Source organism: Devosia sediminis (genome assembly GCF_016411825.1).
GTDB classification, from domain to species: domain Bacteria; phylum Pseudomonadota; class Alphaproteobacteria; order Rhizobiales; family Devosiaceae; genus Devosia; species Devosia sediminis.
The window spans coordinates 196,319-214,798 of record NZ_JAEKMH010000001.1 but is presented as its reverse complement, the minus strand read 5'-3'; the positions used below and the strand labels follow the sequence as shown (position 1 = coordinate 214,798).

19 protein-coding genes are annotated in these 18,480 nt (G+C 63.0%); 10 read left to right on the top strand and 9 right to left on the bottom strand.

What is annotated here, in order from left to right; all coding sequences use genetic code 11:
• Positions 1–10: 10 nt before the first annotated feature.
• From JEQ47_RS01045 to JEQ47_RS01035, 3 genes are all read right to left on the bottom strand, one after another.
• Entirely contained in the window at positions 11–856 is an 846-nt protein-coding gene (locus JEQ47_RS01045) for a carbohydrate ABC transporter permease (protein WP_198874535.1), read from the bottom strand.
• The gene (locus tag JEQ47_RS01040; protein WP_198874534.1) at positions 856–1,836 is read right to left on the bottom strand and encodes a carbohydrate ABC transporter permease; all 981 of its coding nucleotides are present in this window, start codon (positions 1,834–1,836) and stop codon (positions 856–858) included. The genes JEQ47_RS01045 and JEQ47_RS01040 overlap by 1 nt, the downstream gene beginning before the upstream one ends.
• Positions 1,837–1,933: 97 nt before the next feature.
• Entirely contained in the window at positions 1,934–3,202 is a 1,269-nt protein-coding gene (locus JEQ47_RS01035; protein ID WP_198874533.1) for an ABC transporter substrate-binding protein, read from the bottom strand.
• Positions 3,203–3,693: 491 nt separating this feature from the next.
• Between JEQ47_RS01035 and JEQ47_RS01030 the strand changes: the two genes are divergently transcribed.
• The 7 genes from JEQ47_RS01030 (at position 3,694) to JEQ47_RS01000 (ending at position 10,215) form a co-directional block, all read left to right on the top strand.
• Complete coding sequence (locus tag JEQ47_RS01030; RefSeq protein WP_198874532.1) at positions 3,694–4,713, top strand: substrate-binding domain-containing protein; 1,020 nt, start codon at positions 3,694–3,696, stop codon at positions 4,711–4,713.
• 124 nt (positions 4,714–4,837) lie between these two features.
• Positions 4,838–5,950: an ABC transporter substrate-binding protein gene (locus JEQ47_RS01025; protein ID WP_198874531.1), complete on the top strand. Its 1,113-nt coding sequence runs from the start codon at positions 4,838–4,840 to the stop codon at positions 5,948–5,950.
• Between the two features lie 160 nt (positions 5,951–6,110).
• Positions 6,111–6,998, top strand: coding sequence for an ABC transporter permease (locus JEQ47_RS01020; protein WP_198874530.1), 888 nt, complete (start codon positions 6,111–6,113; stop codon positions 6,996–6,998).
• Complete coding sequence (locus JEQ47_RS01015) at positions 6,995–7,786, top strand: ABC transporter permease (protein ID WP_198874529.1); 792 nt, start codon at positions 6,995–6,997, stop codon at positions 7,784–7,786. The genes JEQ47_RS01020 and JEQ47_RS01015 overlap by 4 nt, the downstream gene beginning before the upstream one ends.
• A gap of 5 nt (positions 7,787–7,791) precedes the next feature.
• The gene (locus tag JEQ47_RS01010; RefSeq protein WP_198874528.1) at positions 7,792–8,781 is read left to right on the top strand and encodes an ABC transporter ATP-binding protein; all 990 of its coding nucleotides are present in this window, start codon (positions 7,792–7,794) and stop codon (positions 8,779–8,781) included.
• An 85-nt stretch (positions 8,782–8,866) separates the two neighbouring features.
• Positions 8,867–9,700 (top strand): 3-mercaptopyruvate sulfurtransferase, encoded by an 834-nt coding sequence (gene sseA, locus JEQ47_RS01005; protein ID WP_198874527.1) that lies wholly within the window; start codon positions 8,867–8,869, stop codon positions 9,698–9,700.
• A 53-nt stretch (positions 9,701–9,753) separates the two neighbouring features.
• Positions 9,754–10,215 carry a DUF6841 family protein gene (locus JEQ47_RS01000; RefSeq protein WP_198874526.1) on the top strand — a complete coding sequence of 154 codons (462 nt, stop codon included), beginning with the start codon at positions 9,754–9,756 and terminating at the stop codon, positions 10,213–10,215.
• On the opposite strand, the gene JEQ47_RS00995 is transcribed toward JEQ47_RS01000, so the two are convergent.
• On the bottom strand, positions 10,212–10,877 hold the full coding sequence (locus JEQ47_RS00995; RefSeq protein ID WP_328767823.1) for a class I SAM-dependent methyltransferase: 666 nt from the start codon (positions 10,875–10,877) through the stop codon (positions 10,212–10,214). The two genes, JEQ47_RS01000 and JEQ47_RS00995, sit on opposite strands and share 4 nt — an antisense overlap.
• A 228-nt stretch (positions 10,878–11,105) precedes the next feature.
• Between JEQ47_RS00995 and JEQ47_RS00990 the strand changes: the two genes are divergently transcribed.
• Positions 11,106–11,819: a DNA helicase gene (locus JEQ47_RS00990; RefSeq protein WP_198874525.1), complete on the top strand. Its 714-nt coding sequence runs from the start codon at positions 11,106–11,108 to the stop codon at positions 11,817–11,819.
• A 34-nt stretch (positions 11,820–11,853) separates the two neighbouring features.
• On the opposite strand, the gene JEQ47_RS00985 is transcribed toward JEQ47_RS00990, so the two are convergent.
• Positions 11,854–12,366, bottom strand: coding sequence for an ester cyclase (locus tag JEQ47_RS00985; RefSeq protein ID WP_198874524.1), 513 nt, complete (start codon positions 12,364–12,366; stop codon positions 11,854–11,856).
• A 117-nt stretch (positions 12,367–12,483) separates the two neighbouring features.
• Between JEQ47_RS00985 and JEQ47_RS00980 the strand changes: the two genes are divergently transcribed.
• Positions 12,484–12,873 (top strand): MarR family winged helix-turn-helix transcriptional regulator, encoded by a 390-nt coding sequence (locus JEQ47_RS00980; RefSeq protein WP_198874523.1) that lies wholly within the window; start codon positions 12,484–12,486, stop codon positions 12,871–12,873.
• Here JEQ47_RS00980 and JEQ47_RS00975 read toward each other — a convergent pair whose 3' ends face one another.
• The gene (locus JEQ47_RS00975; RefSeq protein WP_198874522.1) at positions 12,874–13,560 is read right to left on the bottom strand and encodes a helix-turn-helix transcriptional regulator; all 687 of its coding nucleotides are present in this window, start codon (positions 13,558–13,560) and stop codon (positions 12,874–12,876) included.
• Positions 13,561–13,627: 67 nt separating this feature from the next.
• On the opposite strand from JEQ47_RS00975, the gene JEQ47_RS00970 reads away from it, so the two are divergent.
• A complete protein-coding gene (locus JEQ47_RS00970; RefSeq protein ID WP_198874521.1) occupies positions 13,628–14,050 on the top strand; it encodes a VOC family protein in 423 nt (140 codons plus the stop codon).
• A gap of 58 nt (positions 14,051–14,108) precedes the next feature.
• Here the strand turns inward: JEQ47_RS00970 and mmsB are convergent, their stop codons facing one another.
• From mmsB to chvE, 3 genes are all read right to left on the bottom strand, one after another.
• Positions 14,109–15,386 (bottom strand): multiple monosaccharide ABC transporter permease, encoded by a 1,278-nt coding sequence (gene mmsB / locus JEQ47_RS00965; RefSeq protein ID WP_198874520.1) that lies wholly within the window; start codon positions 15,384–15,386, stop codon positions 14,109–14,111.
• Positions 15,383–16,915, bottom strand: coding sequence for a multiple monosaccharide ABC transporter ATP-binding protein (mmsA, locus tag JEQ47_RS00960; protein ID WP_198874519.1), 1,533 nt, complete (start codon positions 16,913–16,915; stop codon positions 15,383–15,385). Before mmsA ends, mmsB begins: the two co-directional genes overlap by 4 nt.
• Before the next feature lie 153 nt (positions 16,916–17,068).
• Positions 17,069–18,145 carry a multiple monosaccharide ABC transporter substrate-binding protein gene (gene chvE, locus JEQ47_RS00955; protein WP_198874518.1) on the bottom strand — a complete coding sequence of 359 codons (1,077 nt, stop codon included), beginning with the start codon at positions 18,143–18,145 and terminating at the stop codon, positions 17,069–17,071.
• Positions 18,146–18,480 lie beyond the last annotated feature (335 nt).

Genomic DNA, 18,480 nt, shown 5'->3' with positions numbered 1-18,480 from the left:
TTGTTTCTCCTTAGCCTTTGACGCCGCCGGCGGTCAGACCAGATACAATCTTGCGTTGGAAAACGAGCACGAGGATCACCAGCGGCACGGTGACGATCACCGACGCGGCCATGATGTTCCCCCAGGGGATTTCATATTGCGTGCTGCCCGAGAGCAGCGCGATGGCCACCGGCACGGTGCGTGTATCGTTGCTCGACGTGAATGTCAGCGCGAAAAGGAACTCGTTCCAGGCGCCGATAAACGCGAGGAGCCCCGTCGTCACCAGCGCCGGCCACATAAGCGGCATGAACACGCGGGTGATGATCACCCAGGGCGTCGCCCCGTCGACGATGGCCGCTTCCTCGATTTCCACCGGCAGGTCACGCATGAACGTGGTCAGCACCCATACGGTGAAGGGCAGAGTGAAGATCGTGTAGGAGAAGATCAGCGCCCAGGGCGTGTTGTAGATGCCCATGAAGCGGATGAGCTCGAACAGGCCCGCCAGCACCGCCATCTGCGGGAACATCGAAATCCCGAGGATCGTCATCAGCAAGAGGCCCCTGCCACGGAACCGCACGCGGCTGAGGGCAAAGCTTGCGGTGATGGCGATGAACAGCGCCAGCAACACCGTGACCGACGAGACGAAGATCGAGTTCAGGAGGTTGCGCGGGAAGCTGCCGGTATTGAGAACGTTCCAGTAGTTGTTGAGCGAGAACGAGGTCGGCCAGTAATTGATCTGGAACAGCGCCGTACCGGATTTGAAGCTGGTCAGCACCGCGTAGTAGAACGGGAAGACGCTGACCACGACGATGAACGCCACCAGCAGGTAGAACAGCACCCACTTGGTGAATTTCCAGAGATCGAACGAAGCGGTCATCAGCGGTCTCCCCCGTCGAACCGGACACGCCCGAGCCAGATATAGAGAATGGTCAGGAGCGCGATGATCAGGAACAGCAAGGTCGACATGGCCGAGCCATAGGCGAACTTGTCGAAGTCGAAGAGGTTTTCGCGCGCCAAGACGCTCATGGTCTTGGTCGCGGCGCTGTTGGGCGTCAGCACATAGATGAGGTCGAAGATGCGCAGGGCGTCGAGCAGGCGGAAGATGATCGCCACCATCAGCGCCGGCCGCACCAGCGGCAGGGTGATCTTGAAGAATTGCTTGACTGGATGCACGCCGTCGATTTCGGCCGCTTCATAGATGTCCTTGGGGATCATCTGCAGACCTGCCAGGATCAGCAGCGCCATGAAGGGCGTGGTCTTCCAGATGTCGACGATCAGCACCGCGGTCATCGCCGTGTCGGCCGAGGCGGTCCAGGCCACTTTCTGGCTGAGGAGCCCCAGGCGCATGCCCAGGTCATTGAGAATGCCGAACTGGTCGTTCAGCATCCAGCTCCACATGCGGGCCGACACGATGGTCGGGATGGCCCAGGGGATGAGGATGGCGGCGCGGACGATGCCGCGACCCTTGAATTCGGCATTGAGCACCAGCGCCACGATCATGCCGAGCACGGCTTCGAAGGCCACCGAGGTGAAGGCGAAGCGCACCGTGTTCCACACGGCATTCCACCAGTTGGGGTCGACCAGCAGGCCGCGATACCGCACCGCGCCGCTGTCGAGCACCTGCCACCTGAGGTAATTGCCGAAGCCGATCCATTCGGCGCCCGCCAGGTTGGTCAGCGAGGCATCGGTGAAGGAAAAGTAGATCGAGCGCAGCAGCGGCCAGCCGGCCACGATGGCCAGGGCAATCAGCATGGGGATGAGGAACAACCGGGCCGCCCGCGCGCGTTGCTGCGTCAGCTCCGATACGATCTTGCGTTTTGGCACGACGGCTGTCGCACCCAGTGTCTCCGTCGCCATCCGGTTTCCTCCCCGACGCGGCTAGGTCCAGTATTGCGCGAGGCGGGCGGCGGGAGAACCCCACCGTCCGCCTCGTATTCGGGCTACCTGGGAGGACTTACCAGGCTTCGCCCTTGAGATCGGTCAGGTCGGCTTCGAGCACTTCGAGGTTCTCGGCAGCCGAGCCGTTGCCCGACAGCGTGTCGTGCACGGCGCTCCAGAACAGCGAGGAGACCTCGTTGTACTTGGCCTGGGTCGGGGCGGACGGACGCGGCACAGCGTTCTGGAAGATTTCCTTCCAGGCCGGGATGATCGGCTGGCCGGCTGCGATGTCGGCGTCGTCATAGAGCGCTTCGATCGTGGGCAGGTTGGACTGCATCAGTGCACGTTCCTTCTGCACTTCAGCCGAAGCCAGGTAGAGCGCCAGTTCAGTGGCGGCTTCCGGATCGGGCGAGTACTTGGAAACGGCGACGTTCCAGCCGCCAAGTGTGGCAGCCGAACGAGCATCCGGGCCGTCGCCGGCCGGGAGCGGAGCGACGTCGAACTTGCCGGCAATCGGCGAATCCGCGCCATTGCCGAGCGAGTAGGCATAGGGCCAGTTGCGGTGGAACACGGCATTGCCGAGCTGCCAGACGCCACGGCTTTCTTCTTCCATATAGGCCAGGTTGCCTTCCGGAGAGATATTGCCGACCCAGCCGGCGACCATGTCGATGGCCGCAGCGGCCTGTTCGTTGTTGATCGAGATCGTCCCATCGGGCTCGACGATCTGGCCGCCGCCGAAGGACTTCACCCATTCAAGGGCGTTACAGGTCAGGCCTTCATAGGCATTGCCCTGGAACAGGAAGCCCCACATCTCGGCATTGCCTTCGGCGCGCTCGGCGTCCATGATTTCCTTGGCGGTCGCTTCAAGCTCGGCCCAGGTGGTCGGCACTTCCTTGCCGTGCTTTTCCAGCAGGTCCTTGCGATAGTAGAGCGCCGGAGCGTCGGTAAAGGCCGGCAGGGCGACGAGCTTGCCGTTCACGGTCTGCGACTCGATGATCGAGGGGAAGTGGTCGCCCACGATGTCGGCAGCGGCTTCGGTGAGGTCGAGGAACTGGTCGGCGAGCTGCGGAGCCCAGATCACGTCGGTCTGGTACACGTCGATGTCGGTATTGCCGGCAGCCAGCCACAGCTTGTACTGGCCGAACTGGTCGGTCGTGGACGAGGGCATCGGCACGATGGTCACGGTATGGCCGGTATCGGCTTCGAACTTGTCGAGCTGGCCGCGCAGGAATTCGAGGCCCGTACCGGTATCGCCGGAAACGATGGACAGTTCGGCCGCCTGGGCCACGCCGGCCACCAGCGTCACGCTCGCCATCATCGAAACGAGCAGCGTCTTCAACTTCATTGGAAATTCCTCCCGAAAGAAACTGTTGCGGGAGAGGCGTGCAAAAGGGGTTCCGCGCCGCAGCGCCGGACCCGATTTTCCTCCCCCTTCAAAAGCGCTCTGGCGAACCGGTATTCAGTTTCGTTTTAAAGCGCTTTGGATGATAAGGAACCAGACGCCCGAAAAACTGTCAAGCGGCGGCCTGCAGGATTCTTACGACTTTCGCGCTTCGTCGGATTTTTCAGAATATATTTCAGTGACTTAATACGAACCCGCATCCGGAATCGTTAAAATTGAAGCTGACCTGACTGATGTACGCACCTCAACGCCTTCAAACGATTTCAGCCTCTTGCATCAAAATTTGAAATCGCTTTGAATGCGTTTGGGAGGAGAATGGCGGCAAGCCCTGTTCAAAGGACGCCGCCTGCCCTAATGGCTGATACGACCGGTTTTTGGCGCCCTCGAGACTGCGGCGCGCCGGCACTTCACACCATCCGGGCCGCATCGCCGCTATGAGATTGAAAGACCTCGCCGAGCATCTCGGCCTGTCGCAAACCACGGTCAGCCGTGCGCTCAACGGCTATCCGGAAGTCAATGAGGCCACGCGCCGCCGGGTCGCCGACGCCGCCGACCAGCTTGGCTACCGGCCCAATGCCAGCGCCCTGCGGCTCGCCACCGGCCGTGCCGGTGCCATTGGTCTCGTGCTGCGCGGCGCCGACGAACTGGGCCCCCACATGTCCGAATTTCTTTCCGGCGTGGGCAGTTACATGGCCGGGCAGGAGATCGACATGCTGGTTTCCACCGTCGGCAGCCACCAGGAGGAACTGGCCGCCTATCGCCGTCTCGCCGCCAGCCAGAAGGTCGACGCCGTCATCCTCCACTCCCCAACCGTCAGCGACGAGCGCGCCGAATTGCTGACCGAGCTCAAGATCCCCTTCGTGCTGCATGGCCGCACCAATATCGGCCAGCCCGTCGCCTGGCTCGACATCGACAATACCAGCGCCCTCGAACGCGCCACCAGCCACCTGCTCGATCTCGGCCATCGCCGCATCGCGCTGCTCAATGGCGTCAAGGGCCGCACCTTTGCCGAGCATCGCGAAATCGGCTACCGCGCCGCGCTGACCACCCGTGGCGTGGCTGTCGATCCGGCGCTGCTGAGCAATTCCGCCTTCACCGATGAAATTGCCTTCCGCCTGGCCCAGGCCATGCTGGAGCTCAAGCCGCGTCCCACCGCCTTTCTCGCCGGCTCGATGATGACCGCTCTTGGCGTCTTCCGCGCCATCCGCCAGGCCGGTCTGCAACTGGGCACCGATGTCTCCATGATCGCTCATGATGACGTTTTCCCCTATCTCAACGCCGATAACATGTACCCCTCCATGTCGACGACCCGCTCGTCGATCCGCCAGGCCGGCACCCGTATCGCCGAACTCATCACCCAGATTCTCGCCGGCAAGCCGCAGGCTGACGTGCACGAACTCTGGCCCGTCGAGCTTGTGCTGCGCGAAAGTTCCGGCCCCGCCCCACGCGCCTGAACCGGCTCCCCTGCACTGTCGTCCCGGTGTCATGATTCCGTTATCGGAGTGACATGACCGCCCTCTAATCCGCTGCCGTCTGGCGCTTTCCCGGCGCCCGAACGACATCAGAGGGATTTCCCACATGACGACCTTCAAGTCCGCACTGACCACCTCGGTTTCGCTGCTGACCGTGCTGAGCCTGGCCGCTCCGGTCTTCGCCCAGACCGATCTCGATGCCCTTTATGAAGCCGCCAAGGCCGAGGGCACGCTGACCACCATCGCCCTCCCCCACAACTGGTGCGGCTATGGCAAGGTCATCGAAGGCTTCAAGGCCAAGTATCCCGGCATCACCGTCAACGAGCTGAACCCGGATGCCGGTTCTGCCGACGAGCTCGAAGCCGTCCGCGCCAATATCGGCAATACCGGCCCGCAGGCGCCCGACGTGCTCGATATCGGCCTCGCCTTCGGCCCGCAGGCCAAGGACGAAGGCCTGCTGCAGCCGTACAAGGTTTCGACCTGGGACGAGATCCCTGACGATGCCAAGGATGCGGAAGGCTATTGGTACGGCGACTACTACGGCGCCATGGCCATGCTGGTGAACACCGATCTGGTCACCACCCTGCCCACCGACTGGTCCGACCTGACCAATCCCGAATATGCCAATGCCGTCGCCCTAGCCGGCGATCCGCGCGCTTCGGCCCAGGCCATTCAGTCCGTTTATGCCGCTGGCCTCGCCCAGACCGGTTCGGACGAAGGCGCTGCCCAGGCCGGCGTCGACTTCTTCAAGGCCGTGAACGACGCCGGCAACTTCGTGCCCGTCATCGGCAAGGCCGCTTCGGTTGCCCAGGGCACGACCCCGATCCTGATCGCCTGGGACTATAACCTGCTCGCTTGGCGCGACAGCTTCGAAGGCAATCCGGCTGCCGAGATCGTGGTCCCGGAAACCGGCGTTGTCGCCGGCGTCTATGTCCAGGCCATCTCGGCCCACGCCCCGCATCCGAACGCCGCCAAGCTCTGGATGGAATACCTTTATTCCGACGAAGGTCAGCTCGGCTGGCTCGAGGGCTACTGCCACCCGATCCGCTTCAACGCCCTGGCCGAGGCCGGCAAGATCCCGCAGGACATGCTCGACGCCCTGCCGCCTGCCGAAGCCTATGCCAAGGCCGTGTTCCCGACCATCGAGCAGCAGAACGCCGCCAAGGAAGTGATCACATCAGGCTGGGACTCCACCGTCGGCGCCAACGTTTCTGAGTGATGCACCCTGAGACGCGCCCTCGGGCGCGTCTCACCCTAAAAAAACTCGATTGTCACCCCGGCGAAAGCCGGGGCCCATCTTGAGATCTCAGGATGGATCCCGGCACAAGGCCGGGATGACAGCCGGTGGGTGAAGATACCTCGTCCATCCCGAGTCGCTCATGACCGACACCGTCATCCCGACTGCCACCACCGCGCGTCCCCGCCGCCTGTCTTTCGAATGGCTGGGCGTCGCGCCATTCATTCTCTTTGCGGTGATGTTCCTCATTCTGCCCACGCTCTATCTCGTGGGAGCCGCCTTTGTTGGCCGCGATGGGCAACTGACCCTCGACAACATTGCCGGCCTCTTCACCGAGCAGATCCTCGCCGCCTACTGGATTTCCATCCGCATTTCCGGCGCCTCCGCCATTCTCGGCGCCTTGGCCGGCCTCGCCATCGCGCTCGCCATCATCCGCGGCCGCCTGCCCGATGGCCTGCGCTCCGCCGTCATGACCTTTTCCGGCGTCGCCTCGAATTTTGCCGGCGTGCCGCTCGCCTTCGCCTTCATCTCGACGCTGGGCCGCCTGGGCCTCGTCACCATCATCCTGAAGACCGTCTTCGACATCGACATCTATCGCGCCGGCTTCAACATCCTCAGCTTCTGGGGCCTGACCCTCACCTATCTCTATTTCCAGATTCCGCTGATGATCCTGATGATCGCCCCGGCCATCGATGGGTTGAAAAGGGAGTGGAGCGAGGCCTCGCAAACGCTGGGCGCGACGCCGCTGCAGTTCTGGCTCTATGTCGGCTTCCCCATCCTCTGGCCAAGTTTCCTCGGCACCCTCAGCCTCCTGTTCGCCAATGCCTTCGGCGCCATCGCTACAGCCTATGCGCTGACCGGGTCCTCGCTCAACATCGTGCCCATCCTGCTCTATGCGCAGATCCGCGGCGATGCCTTGCAAAATCCCGGCCTCGGCGCGGCCCTCGCCCTGGGCATGATCATCATCACCGCCGCGGCCAACATCCTCTACCTCGTCATCTCGGCCCGCGCCGAAAGGTGGATGCGATGAAAGCCGACAAGTTCTGGTCCTGGCTGGTCTTTGGTCTCGGCGCCGCCTATTTCCTCGTGCCGCTGATCGCCACGTTCGAATTCTCGCTCAAGATGCGGCGCGGCTATTATAGCTTCGACGCCTATGCTTCGGTCTTTGCCGACCCCGATTTCCAGGCGACCTTCCTTTATTCTTCGCTGGTCGGCTTGCTCGCCATCGTGGTGGGCGTTCTGGTCGTGGTCCCGGCGGTCTATTTCGTCCGCCTGCGCCTGCCCCATCTGCGGCCGCTCATGGAATTCATCACCCTCCTGCCGCTCATCATCCCGGCCATCGTGCTCGTCTATGGATACATCCGGCTCTACAATTCATCCTCGGTCATTCCCTTCACCGGCTCGGCCCTTGGCACCGATATCCTGCTAACCTGCGCCTATGTGACCCTCGCCCTGCCTTACATGTATCGCGCCGTCGATACCGGGATGCGCGCCATCGACATCAAGACCCTGACCGAGGCCGCGCAGATCATGGGCGCCGATACGCCGCGCATCATCGCCACGGTCATCCTGCCCAATATCCTGGTCGCCGTGCTGTCGGGCGCCTTCCTGACCTTCGCCATCGTCATTGGCGAGTTCACCATCACCAGCCTCCTCAACCGCCCGGGCTTTGGCCCCTATCTGCAGATCGTGGGCGCCAACCGCGCCTACGAACCCTCGGCCCTCGCCATCCTTTCCTTCATCATCACCTGGGGGGCCATGGGCATGATCCAGCTCCTGGCGCGCTTCGCGCCGCGCACCTCCGCCCGCACGGACTGATCCCTATGAGCGACCAGCACTTCCTCCGCGTCGACAATCTCAGCAAGTCCTATGGCGCCAACCAGGTGGTCAAAGGCGTCAGCTTCGGCTTCGACAAGGGCGAGTTCATCTCCCTGCTCGGGCCCTCGGGCTGCGGCAAGACCACCATCCTCAGGATGATCGCCGGCTTCGAGACCCCGAACGGTGGCGCGATCCATGTCGATGGCAAGGACATCACTGGCCTGAGGCCCAATGAGCGCAAGCTCGGCATGGTGTTCCAGGCCTATGCGCTCTTCCCGAACCTCACCGTCGGCGACAACATCGCCTTCGGCCTCAAGGTTGCCGGCGTGCCGCGCGAACAGCGCCGCGCCCGGGTGGACGAGATGCTGAAGCTCATCGGCCTGCCCGGCTACGACAAGCGCTACCCCTACGAAATGTCCGGTGGTCAGCAGCAGCGCGTGGCCCTTGCTCGCGCCATCGCCCCGCGCCCGCGTCTCCTCCTGCTCGACGAACCGCTTTCGGCCCTCGACGCCAAGATCCGCGTATCCCTCCGCGAACAGATCCGCGCCATCCAGCGCGAATTGGGCATCACCACCGTCTTCGTCACCCACGACCAGGAAGAGGCACTGTCCATCTCCGACCGCGTCGTGGTGATGAATGCCGGCAATATCGAGCAGCTCGGCACGCCGCACGACATCTACAACCGCCCCGCGACCCGCTTCGCCGCCACCTTCGTGGGCCATCTCAACGCCCTGCCGCACGCCACCTTCGGCGCCGATCGCGCCATCCGTCCCGAACTCATTTCGCTGAGCCCTCGCCCCGATACCGATACCACACTCGTCGGCACCGTTTCCGATATCGGCTTCATGGGCTCGGTGCTGCGCCTCAAGGTCGATGTCGAGGGCACCCCGCTCAGCATCGACACGTTCAATGCCAACGCAGCGCCACCCCAGCGCGGAGACCAGGTGACCCTGCATCTGGCCGCGCGCGATGTGCTTGTGCTTGGCGCCGCCTGATTGGCGGGATCGGCCAATACCATTTGGCGTTTGACCCCGCCGCCCGTCGCGATCATTCTGCGCCGGTCAATTGGGAGTCGTGCCAATGGAAAATCCGTTCGTTTCCACCGACTGGCTGGCCGCTCACCTCCGCGATCCGCAGGTTGTCGTGGTCGATGCCAGTTGGCACATGCCCAATGCCGCCCGCAATGCGCAGGCCGAATACCTCGCGGGGCACATTCCTGGCGCCGTCTTCTTCGACATCGACGGCATCGCCGATACGACGACCGACCTGCCGCACATGCTCCCGAGCCCGGCGGACTTCGCCCGCGCGGTCGGCGCCCTCGGCATTTCCGAGGACAAGACCATTGTTGTTTATGACGAAGTGGGCCTCTTCAGCGCGCCGCGCGCCTGGTGGACCTTTCGCACCTTCGGGGCCGAAAGCGTGGTGATCCTCGAAGGTGGCGGGCCGAAATGGCGGGCCGAAAAGCGCCCCGTCGAAGCCGGCCTCGTTACCCGGGACCGGGTGCATTTTGAAACCAGTTTCGATCCCACCGCCGCCGTCGACTTCGCCACCGTGTTCGCCAACCTGCGCAGCCATGCGGCTCAGGTGGTCGACGCCCGGCCCGCGCCGCGCTTCCATGGCGAAGTCCCCGAACCGCGCCCAGGCCTCAAATCCGGTCATATCCCCGACAGCTTCAACGTGCCGGTGGGCCTGCTGAGCGAGGGGGGCAAACTGAAGTCGCCCGACGAGCTCCGGCAGATTTTCGCCGATCGCGGCATCGACCTGGCCAAGCCCATCATCACCTCCTGCGGCTCCGGCATCACTGCGGTCACCCTGGCCCTCGCCCTCGAGCAGGCGGGCGCCAAAGACGTGGCCGTCTATGACGGCTCATGGGCCGAATGGGGCGCCCACAAGGACGCCGAGATCGAGAGCTGACGGAACGAAAGTGGCGCTTCTTCCTTTTTCGATCAAAGAGGAAAGGTCCCGCAATGCCAGCCCAATCCGACTATCTCGCCCATTTCCGCCGTTATGCCGACGCCTATGAGCAGTCGCTCGGGGACCATGTCGAAGCTGACTTGATCCGGTCCTTTTTCGCCGATGACTTCATGGCACTGGCGACCGCCGGCGGCATCAATGTTGGCAAGAACGACGAGAGTTTCACCGAGACGCTCGAACAGGGCTACCAGTTCTACAAGGCCATCGGCACGAGGAGCATGAAGGTCCAGCGCGTCGAGGTGACCGAGATTGCCGATAACCACGACCGCGTGCGCGTATTCTACAGCTCCGGCTATCGCCGCAAGGACGGCTCGGACATCACCATCGACTTCGACGTCACTTACCTCACCCAGCGCACCGATGCCGGCCCGAAGATTTTTGCCTTCATCGCTGGAGATGAACTTGGCCTTTTCAGGCAGCATGGCCTTGTCGACGACGAGGGCAAGCCAATTTAGGCATAGGCGACCCAGCCTCGGAAATCGAAGCCGGCGAAAAACAGACTCACATCGCTGAATCCCGCGTCCACCAGCATGGCCTCTTCGGCTTCGGGCGCGAGCAGATGCAGCCGCTCCAGCATGGCCTGCCGGCCACTCTCAGCATGCGCAGGGTCGACACCATTGGACATGGCGAAAGCCGCATGCCGCCGCATCCAGATTTCGCGGCTGGCCTCTTCCTGCGCAAAACTCATATGCGCCAGCACCAGCGGCGCGCCCGGCTTCAACCGCCGGTGCAGCCCGCGCAGCGTCTCCAGCCGCTCCGCCAGCGGAATGAAGTGGAAGACCAGCAGCGATGTCGCGCCATCATAGGGACCATCGGGCGCGTCCCCGATCGTGCCGCGATAGAGAGCCACCCGGTCTCCAAATTCAGTCATTGCAACGCGTGCCACCTCCAGCATGCTCTCGGACGGATCCACACCGTCGAGATGCCATCCGGCATGGCTTGCCGCAAGATTGCGAAGCTCGATGCCGCCGCCTGCGCCCAGCACCAGCACGCGCCCCGTCTCGGGCACATGTTCTGCCAGCAAGAGTTCGGTCATCCGATGCAGGCCCGCCAGTCCCGGCACTTGCTTGAACGCGCCCTCGGCATAGGAATTGATGGCATTTATGGGCAGGGCCACGGCGCTCTCCGGTCTATTTGTAACTCTATTAGTTACAATATACGGCCACCGTCAACCCGCTCGTACGCCAGGGCGGGAATCAGCTACCATCCAGGCGGGCGCGATCCACGCCTCCCCCCTCCATCGGGGCAGCAGCTTTCCTGCCGGATCATTCGACACGCCAGCCATCCCGTCGTGCGACGGCAAAAGGAGGGATTGCCCGAGCCAGCAACGACTGGAGCTAAAGACATGCGCCTTTCCGCGCCCATCCATCGCCTGAAACGCACTGCCCGCGATCACGCCCGGGCCAGCGCCATTCCCCTCCATGCCGCCCTCGACCAGGTTGCTGCCGGTGAGGGTTTTGCGAGCTGGAGCCTGCTCGCATCGAAGCATGCCGACGCGGCGAGCGATCCGCTCAGCCTCTACCGCTCCTTCGCGCAGGGCGATCTCGTCCTCGTCGCCGCCCGCCCGCTGCAGGGCAAGACCATGTTCGCTCTGCGCCTGGCCCTATCGGCCCTTGGCGAAGGGAAAGCCGCGCATTTCTTCTCGCTCGACTACACCGAGAGCGACGTCGCCGAGCGTCTGGATACCCTGAGCGACCCCAACGGGGTCCGCCTCGATGTCGACTGTTCCGACGCCATCTCGGCCGACCACATCATAGCCCGCCTCTTCGGTGCGCCGCGTGGCAGTTTCGTGGCCGTAGACTACCTGCAACTGCTCGACCAGAAGCGGACCAATCCGCCCCTCCAGCAGCAGATCGAATCCCTGCGCGACTTCGCCCGTGAGCGCGGCCATATCATCGCCTTTGTCTGCCAGATCGACCGTCGCTTCGATCCGGATGCCGCAGGAATCCCCGGTCCGGCAGACATCCGCCTGCCCAATCCGCTTGACCTCGCCCTCTTCAGCCGCGCCATCTTCATCCATGGCGGTAGGGTGCACGAAGCCACTGGTCTCCCGCGCTGACATAAAGGCCGCCGGATCGCTCCGGCGGCACCTGCTAGAGCAGCGCCATGATCCCTGCGCCCAGAACGAGCCCAAGCCCTGCCGCGATCCAGACCTTGAAGCTGCTAATCCACAGCCCGGCCAGGTGCCCAGCGGGGTATCCGCCGATCTGGCTCATCAGCGTCAGCATGTCCGAACAGATCCACTCGGCGGCAATCTTGCCGTCGGTGATCTGGTAGAGTTCGTTGCTGTCATAGTTGATCGCCTTGTCGCTCGGTTCGAGCCCCAGGAAAGCCCCCCTATGCGTGCCTGTCATGCGCAGCCGCACCGCGACCTTGTCGGCATCGGCGAACATGTCGAGCACTTCGACCTTCGCATCGGGAAATGCCTTCAGCAGCGTTTCGGTATTGCGCCGCCACGCCGCGGGACCCGTCTGCACCATGGGCGTTCCGGCAATGTGGATGGCGAAATCCGGCGTCATCATCGCCGTACAGGCATCGAGGTCGTGCCGGTTGAGCGCGGCAAAGGCCGCTGTCATGATATCGATATTCGCCTGGGCCCGGTCCATGTCATCGTCCTTTGCAGCCGCCGTCAGATCAGATATTTAGTGAATATGATACACAATGAAACACAAACATCAATACGACAGGATGCGCTTTCGCGCCTGCTACTGGTCACGCGCCTGATGTCGGACGACATGGCCCGCGGCTTTGCCACCATGGGGCTGACCGAAGCGCGCACGCAGGCCCTTTGGGAACTTGGATCGCGCCCCGGCATGAGCCAGCGCATGTTGGCTGAAAAGCTCGACGTGACGCCCCGCAATGTGACCACGCTCATCGACGCCCTCGAACAGGCCGGCTTTGTCGTCCGCCAGCCGCACCCGACCGATCGCCGCGCCGTGGAACTGGCGCTGACGCCCAAGGGTCAACAGACTTTCGATATCCTTCGCCAGCAGATGGCCGAATTCGCCGACCTGCTTTTCGCCGACCTCCCGGCCGACGCCATCGCCGGTTTCGACGCCACCTTGGCCACCATCGCCGCCCGCCTCGAGGCGCTGGCGCCGACTAAGCCCTAGTCAGCGCCTCGCATTCAGCTTTTCCAGATAGTCCCGCAACAGGCTCACTCGTTGCGGCCGGAAGCTCTTGCCGGTGGGCCGCGGATCGGCGATGCGGTCAGCGCGGAAAATCCGGAAATCCTCTCTCAGGCAGCACCAGGCCAGTACGGCGAGGACATTCTGGTGATAAGCCAACGCCAGCGGCTTGATCTCGCGCGCGGTGACGGCCCCGTCGGCATCCCGATAGCCGATGGCGAGCGTTTCCTCGCGCCAGCAGCACTGGCGGATCAGCCCCATGTCGACATCAAGCGCATAGCGCGCCCCGGGCCGGTAGACCTGCGAAATGGCATGCAGCATCTGCTGCTCGCGCTCGTCGGGCAGCGTCGCCGCGACCTTGGCCAGCGTTGATCGGGCGGCGGCGGCCAGTTCCGGATCGCCTAGCGTCTGCACCTCGCCGAGCCCCAGCACCAGCGCCTCGATTTCGAGCCGGTCGAAGGTCTGCGGCGGCAGCGCGAAATCCTCCACCAGCCGATAGCCATAGCCGCGCTCGCCTTCGATGCGGGCGCCCGCCGCACGGAGGCTGTCGATATCGCGATAGAGCGAACGCAGCGACACGCCCGTCTCGTCGGCCAGCCGCGACGCAGTGATCGGCGGCAGCATCTGCCGCATCGCCTGGAGCAGTCTCAACAAACGGTCGGATCGCGCCATGCCAACTGCCGGAAATTGTCAGTTGTGGAGGGCTACAACAGGCCCATCGCAAGCGCAAGGAAAGCCGATGACCATCACCACCACGACCCACCTCAACTTCCGCGGAGAGGCCCGCGACGCCCTCGCCTTCTACCAGTCCGTCTTTGGCGGCGAGACGATGATCGCCACTCATGCCCAGGCCTATCCCGACGCGCCGGCAAACGAAGCCGACTTCGTTGCCTTCGGGCAGGTGGAAAGCCCCGACGGCTTCCGCATCATGGCCTATGACGTGCCCGCCGCCCGTCCCTATGATCCGGGCATCGCGCCGGTCTTCGTCTCCATCCGCGGTACCGATGCAGACGAAATCAGCCGCTACTGGACCGGCCTTTCTGCCGACGCCACCGTCATTCAGCCGCTTGGTCCCTCTGGCTGGACGCCGCTTTACGGCATGCTCAAGGACCGGTTCGGCGTCACCTGGGTGCTGGATGTTGCGGTAGCCTACACGGCCTAAGGCCAACAAAAAGGCCGCCGGATCGCTCCGGCGGCCTCGAACGTCAGCGCCCGGAAAATCAGGCCGAGCGGTTCTTGTTGTAGAGGTCGAAGAACACGGCCGCGAGCAGCACCACGCCCTTGATCATCTGCTGCCAGTCGATGTTGACGCCCATGATCGACATGCCGTTATTCATCACGCCCATGATGAAGGCGCCGATGACCGCGCCGGCCACCTGGCCCACGCCACCCAGCGCCGAGGCGCCGCCGATGAACACAGCTGCGATCACGTCGAGCTCGAGACCCTGGCCGGCCTTTGGCGTCGCCGAATTGAGACGGGCCGCATAGATCATGCCGGCGAGAGCCGCCAGCGCGCCCATGATGGCGAAGATGTAGAAGGTGGTACGTTCGGTCTTGACGCCCGACAGCGCCGCCGCCTTGAGATTGCCGCCCAGTGCATAGATGCGGCGGCCGAAGGTGAGGCGCTTGGTGAGGAAGACGAAGCCGGCAATCAGCACGCCCATCACAACGAGCACGTTGGGCAGGCCGCGATACGAGGCCAGCATGTAGGCGAAGAACAGCACCAGCGCGGTGATGACCACGTTCTTGATCACAAACAGGCTGAACGGCTCGACGTCGTAGCCGCGGGCCTTGCGGCGGGCGCGGGTCCGGATCGAGAAGAACACCATCCCGACAATGGCGAGGATGGCGATCACCATGGTGGTGGTGTGCAGCACAACCGGATTGCCGTTCTCGGCGATGAAGGGCGTCGTGATCGGCCCGATGACATCCGGGATGAAACCTGCCGACAGGAGCTGGAATTCGGCCGGGAACGGACCCACCGACTTGCCCGAGAGCACGGCCAGCGACAGGCCCTTGAAGATCAGCATGCCGGCCAGCGTCACGATGAAGGCCGGCACCTTGTGGTAGGCGATGATATAGCCCTGCGCCGCGCCGATGGCCGCGCCGGCGACGAGACAGATGGCGCCGGCAATGATCGGATTGGCGAGGAAGGCCAGCTCCGGCGGGAAGCGCCAGCCCACCATAAGCATGGCTGCGAGCGCCCCGATAAAGCCGGAGACCGAACCGACCGACAGGTCGATATGTCCGGCCACGATCACCAGCAGCATGCCCAGCGCCATCACGATGATGTAGCTGTTCTGCAGGATGATGTTGGTCAGGTTGACCGGCTTGAACAGCACGCCATTGGTGAAATACTGGAAGAACAGCATGATGAGGACCAGGGCCAGCAGCAGGCCATAGTCGCGCATATTGGCCTTCAACGCGCCCGCAAAGGTCAGTTCATGGGACTGGGCCGGCTTGGCGGAGGGGCCGGTCGGTGCAGTTTCGGTGGTCATGATGCTTTTCCTTCAGCGCGCACGATGGAGCGCATGATCTTTTCCTGGCTCGCCTCGCTGGTGGGCATTTCGCCCACGATGCGGCCTTCGTTCATTACATAAAGGCGGTCGGTGATGCCCAGCAGCTCCGGCATTTCCGAGGAGATGACGAGGATCGCTTTGCCCTGCGCCGCGAGCTGGTTGATGATCGTGTAGATTTCATACTTGGCGCCGACGTCGATGCCGCGCGTCGGCTCGTCGAGGATCAGCACGTCGGGGTTGGCGAACAGCCACTTCGAGAGCACGACCTTCTGCTGGTTGCCGCCCGACAGATTGCCCGTCACCTGGTAGACGCTGGACGAGCGGATATTGGTCTTCTTGCGATAGTCGTTGGCCGCATCGAGCTCGGCCAGGTCGTCGATCACACCGGCCTTGGAGACACCGAAGAGATTGGCCAGGGTGATGTTGTGCTTGATGTGGTCGATGAGGTTGAGACCATAGGTCTTGCGGTCCTCGGTGGCATAGGCAATGCCGTTGCGGATGGCCTTGTCGACCGTGGACGTATCCACCTTCTGGCCATTGAGATGCACTTCGCCCGAAATCTTCTGGCCATAGGCCTTGCCGAAGATGCTCATGGCGAATTCGGTACGGCCCGAGCCCATGAGTCCGGCAATGCCGACGACTTCGCCCTTGCGGATGTTGATGCTCACATCCCGGATGACCTGCCGCTCGCGGTGCTGCGGGTGGAACACGTTCCAGTTCCTGACCTCGAACACCACCTCGCCGACATTGGCGTCGCGCGACGGATAGCGATCTTCCAGCGACCGGCCCACCATGGAGGTGATGATCCGGTCTTCGGTGATCTGGTTGGTGTCCATCGTCTCGATGGTCCGGCCGTCGCGGATCACGGTGACGCGGTCGGCGACGCGAGAGATCTCGTTGAGCTTGTGGCTGATGATGATCGAGGTAATGCCCTGCTTCTTGAATTCGAGCAGCAGTTCGAGCAGCGCCTGGCTGTCCTTTTCCGACAGCGACGCGGTCGGCTCGTCGAGGATCAGTAGCTTCACCTGCTTGCTGAGCGCTTTGGCGATTTCCACCAGCTGCTGCTTGCCCACGCCGATATTGGTCACCAGCGTGTCGGGGTCTTCATTGAGCCCCACCATGGACAGGAGCTTGCGCGCACCGTCGCGGGTCTCGTCCCAGTCGATGACACCGTTCCGGGCCTGCTCGTTGCCGAGGAAGATGTTTTCGGCAATCGAGAGCAGCGGCACCAGCGCCAGCTCCTGGTGGATGATGACGATACCCTTGTGCTCGCTGTCGCGGATCGATTTGAAGTGCTGTTCCTCACCCTGGTAGACGATCTGGCCGTCGTAGCTGCCCGCGGGATAGACCCCGCTCAGCACCTTCATCAGGGTGGATTTGCCAGCGCCGTTCTCGCCGCAGATGGCATGGATTTCGCCTTCCCGCACGTCCAGGTTGACGTCGGACAGCGCTTTCACGCCGGGAAAGGTCTTGGTGATGCTGCGCATCTCCAGAATGGTCTTGGACATACTAGGCCCTGCTCTTGGCGAGTGCGAGACAGACTCGCGCACCCTTGACTGTCATCCGGGATTGATCGGGAGCGCCGCCGACGCACAGGCACTCCAGAAATCTCGAAAGGGCCCCGCGTTGCCGCGGAGCCCCATGTTCGATCGGTCTGCAGCTTACTGCAGTTCTTCGGCCTTGATGTAGCCCGAAGCGATCACGCGTTCTTCGTAGTTGGTCGCATCGACTTCGTACGGGGTCAGCAGGATCGAGGGAACGACCTTGACGCCGTTGTCATAGGTCTCGGTGTCGAGGCCGGTCGGCTCGTTGCCCGAGAGCACGGTGTCGACGAGCTGAGCGGTGTACTGGGCCAGTTCGCGGGTGTCCTTGAAGATGGTCGAGTACTGTTCGCCGGCGATGATCGCCTTCACGGACGGGACTTCAGCGTCCTGACCGGTGATGATCGGCCAGGAGAGGTCGCCCGAGCCATAGCCGACGCCGCGGAGCGACGAGATGATGCCGCGCGACAGGCCGTCATAGGGAGCCAGCACGCCGTGAACGCGGGTGCCGTCCGAATAGTTGGCCGAGAGGATGTTGTCCATGCGAGCCTGGGCAACAGCACCGTCCCAACGAAGGGTACCGACCTGCTCCATGCCCTGCTGGCCCGACTTGATGACCACGTCACCCGAGTCGATCAGCGGCTGAAGCACGGCCATCGCGCCGTCATAGAAGAAGAAGGCGTTGTTGTCGTCCGGCGAACCGCCGAACAGTTCGACGTTCCACGGCTTGTCGTCGGGGAAGCGCTCTTCGAGGCCCTTCACGAGGCTGTTGGCCTGGAGCACGCCGACCTGGAAGTTGTCGAAGGTGGTGTAGTAGTCGACATTGCCGCTGTCGCGGATCAGGCGGTCATAGGCGATGACCTTGATGCCCTGGTCGGCAGCCTGCTGCAGCACGGCCGAGAGCGTCGTGCCGTCGATCGAACCGATGATCAGGGCCTTCGCGCCCTTGGTGACCATGTTTTCGACCTGAGCCAGCTGGTTCGGGATTTCATCTTCGCCGTACTGCAGGTCAACGCTGTAGCCCATGCCTTCGAGGGCAGCCTTGAGCTCGTTGCCGTCAGAGATCCAGCGCAGCGACGACGAGGTCGGCATGGCGATGCCGATCAGGCCCTTGTCCTGGGCAAAGGCGCTGGTGGCAGCGGTGGCGAGCAGCGCACCGGTGGCGACCAGCGTCGCGATTGTCTTGAGAACCTTCACGTCTCGACTCCCTAAAATATTCGAGATTGGTTGTTTTTCAGTCTTCTGGGTCTGGAAAAATCAGGCAGCCTCAACGGCTCGTCATCCACGGTCACGCCTTTGGGCACGACTATCGATGCCGCTTTGCGCCGCATCTGGTCGGGTCGACGCCCTTGGGCATCGCCTCTCGGATCTGCATGAAGTCCTCCGGGCACGGACGACATTTGTCGCCATGGACTCTCCCAAGCCCATGAGCCGGGACGCTAGGATAATCAGACAGGCCTGTAAAGCTTGGATTCGCGTTGCCCGAATATTTTTCGAGTCTTGCAATAAAATAATAGTCCCACTTGCTGGCC

Bases quoted from the DNA above. Each gene is read 5' to 3' on its own strand.
- JEQ47_RS01045 (WP_198874535.1), bottom strand. From the start codon at position 856: ATGACCGCTTCGTTCGATCTCTGGAAATTCACCAAGTGGGTGCTGTTC.
- JEQ47_RS01040 (WP_198874534.1), bottom strand. From the start codon at position 1,836: ATGGCGACGGAGACACTGGGTGCGACAGCCGTCGTGCCAAAACGCAAG.
- JEQ47_RS01035 (WP_198874533.1), bottom strand. From the start codon at position 3,202: ATGAAGTTGAAGACGCTGCTCGTTTCGATGATGGCGAGCGTGACGCTG.
- JEQ47_RS01030 (WP_198874532.1), top strand. From the start codon at position 3,694: ATGAGATTGAAAGACCTCGCCGAGCATCTCGGCCTGTCGCAAACCACG.
- JEQ47_RS01025 (WP_198874531.1), top strand. From the start codon at position 4,838: ATGACGACCTTCAAGTCCGCACTGACCACCTCGGTTTCGCTGCTGACC.
- JEQ47_RS01020 (WP_198874530.1), top strand. From the start codon at position 6,111: ATGACCGACACCGTCATCCCGACTGCCACCACCGCGCGTCCCCGCCGC.
- JEQ47_RS01015 (WP_198874529.1), top strand. From the start codon at position 6,995: ATGAAAGCCGACAAGTTCTGGTCCTGGCTGGTCTTTGGTCTCGGCGCC.
- JEQ47_RS01010 (WP_198874528.1), top strand. From the start codon at position 7,792: ATGAGCGACCAGCACTTCCTCCGCGTCGACAATCTCAGCAAGTCCTAT.
- sseA (WP_198874527.1), top strand. From the start codon at position 8,867: ATGGAAAATCCGTTCGTTTCCACCGACTGGCTGGCCGCTCACCTCCGC.
- JEQ47_RS01000 (WP_198874526.1), top strand. From the start codon at position 9,754: ATGCCAGCCCAATCCGACTATCTCGCCCATTTCCGCCGTTATGCCGAC.
- JEQ47_RS00990 (WP_198874525.1), top strand. From the start codon at position 11,106: ATGCGCCTTTCCGCGCCCATCCATCGCCTGAAACGCACTGCCCGCGAT.
- JEQ47_RS00985 (WP_198874524.1), bottom strand. From the start codon at position 12,366: ATGGACCGGGCCCAGGCGAATATCGATATCATGACAGCGGCCTTTGCC.
- JEQ47_RS00980 (WP_198874523.1), top strand. From the start codon at position 12,484: ATGTCGGACGACATGGCCCGCGGCTTTGCCACCATGGGGCTGACCGAA.
- JEQ47_RS00975 (WP_198874522.1), bottom strand. From the start codon at position 13,560: ATGGCGCGATCCGACCGTTTGTTGAGACTGCTCCAGGCGATGCGGCAG.
- JEQ47_RS00970 (WP_198874521.1), top strand. From the start codon at position 13,628: ATGACCATCACCACCACGACCCACCTCAACTTCCGCGGAGAGGCCCGC.
- mmsB (WP_198874520.1), bottom strand. From the start codon at position 15,386: ATGACCACCGAAACTGCACCGACCGGCCCCTCCGCCAAGCCGGCCCAG.
- mmsA (WP_198874519.1), bottom strand. From the start codon at position 16,915: ATGTCCAAGACCATTCTGGAGATGCGCAGCATCACCAAGACCTTTCCC.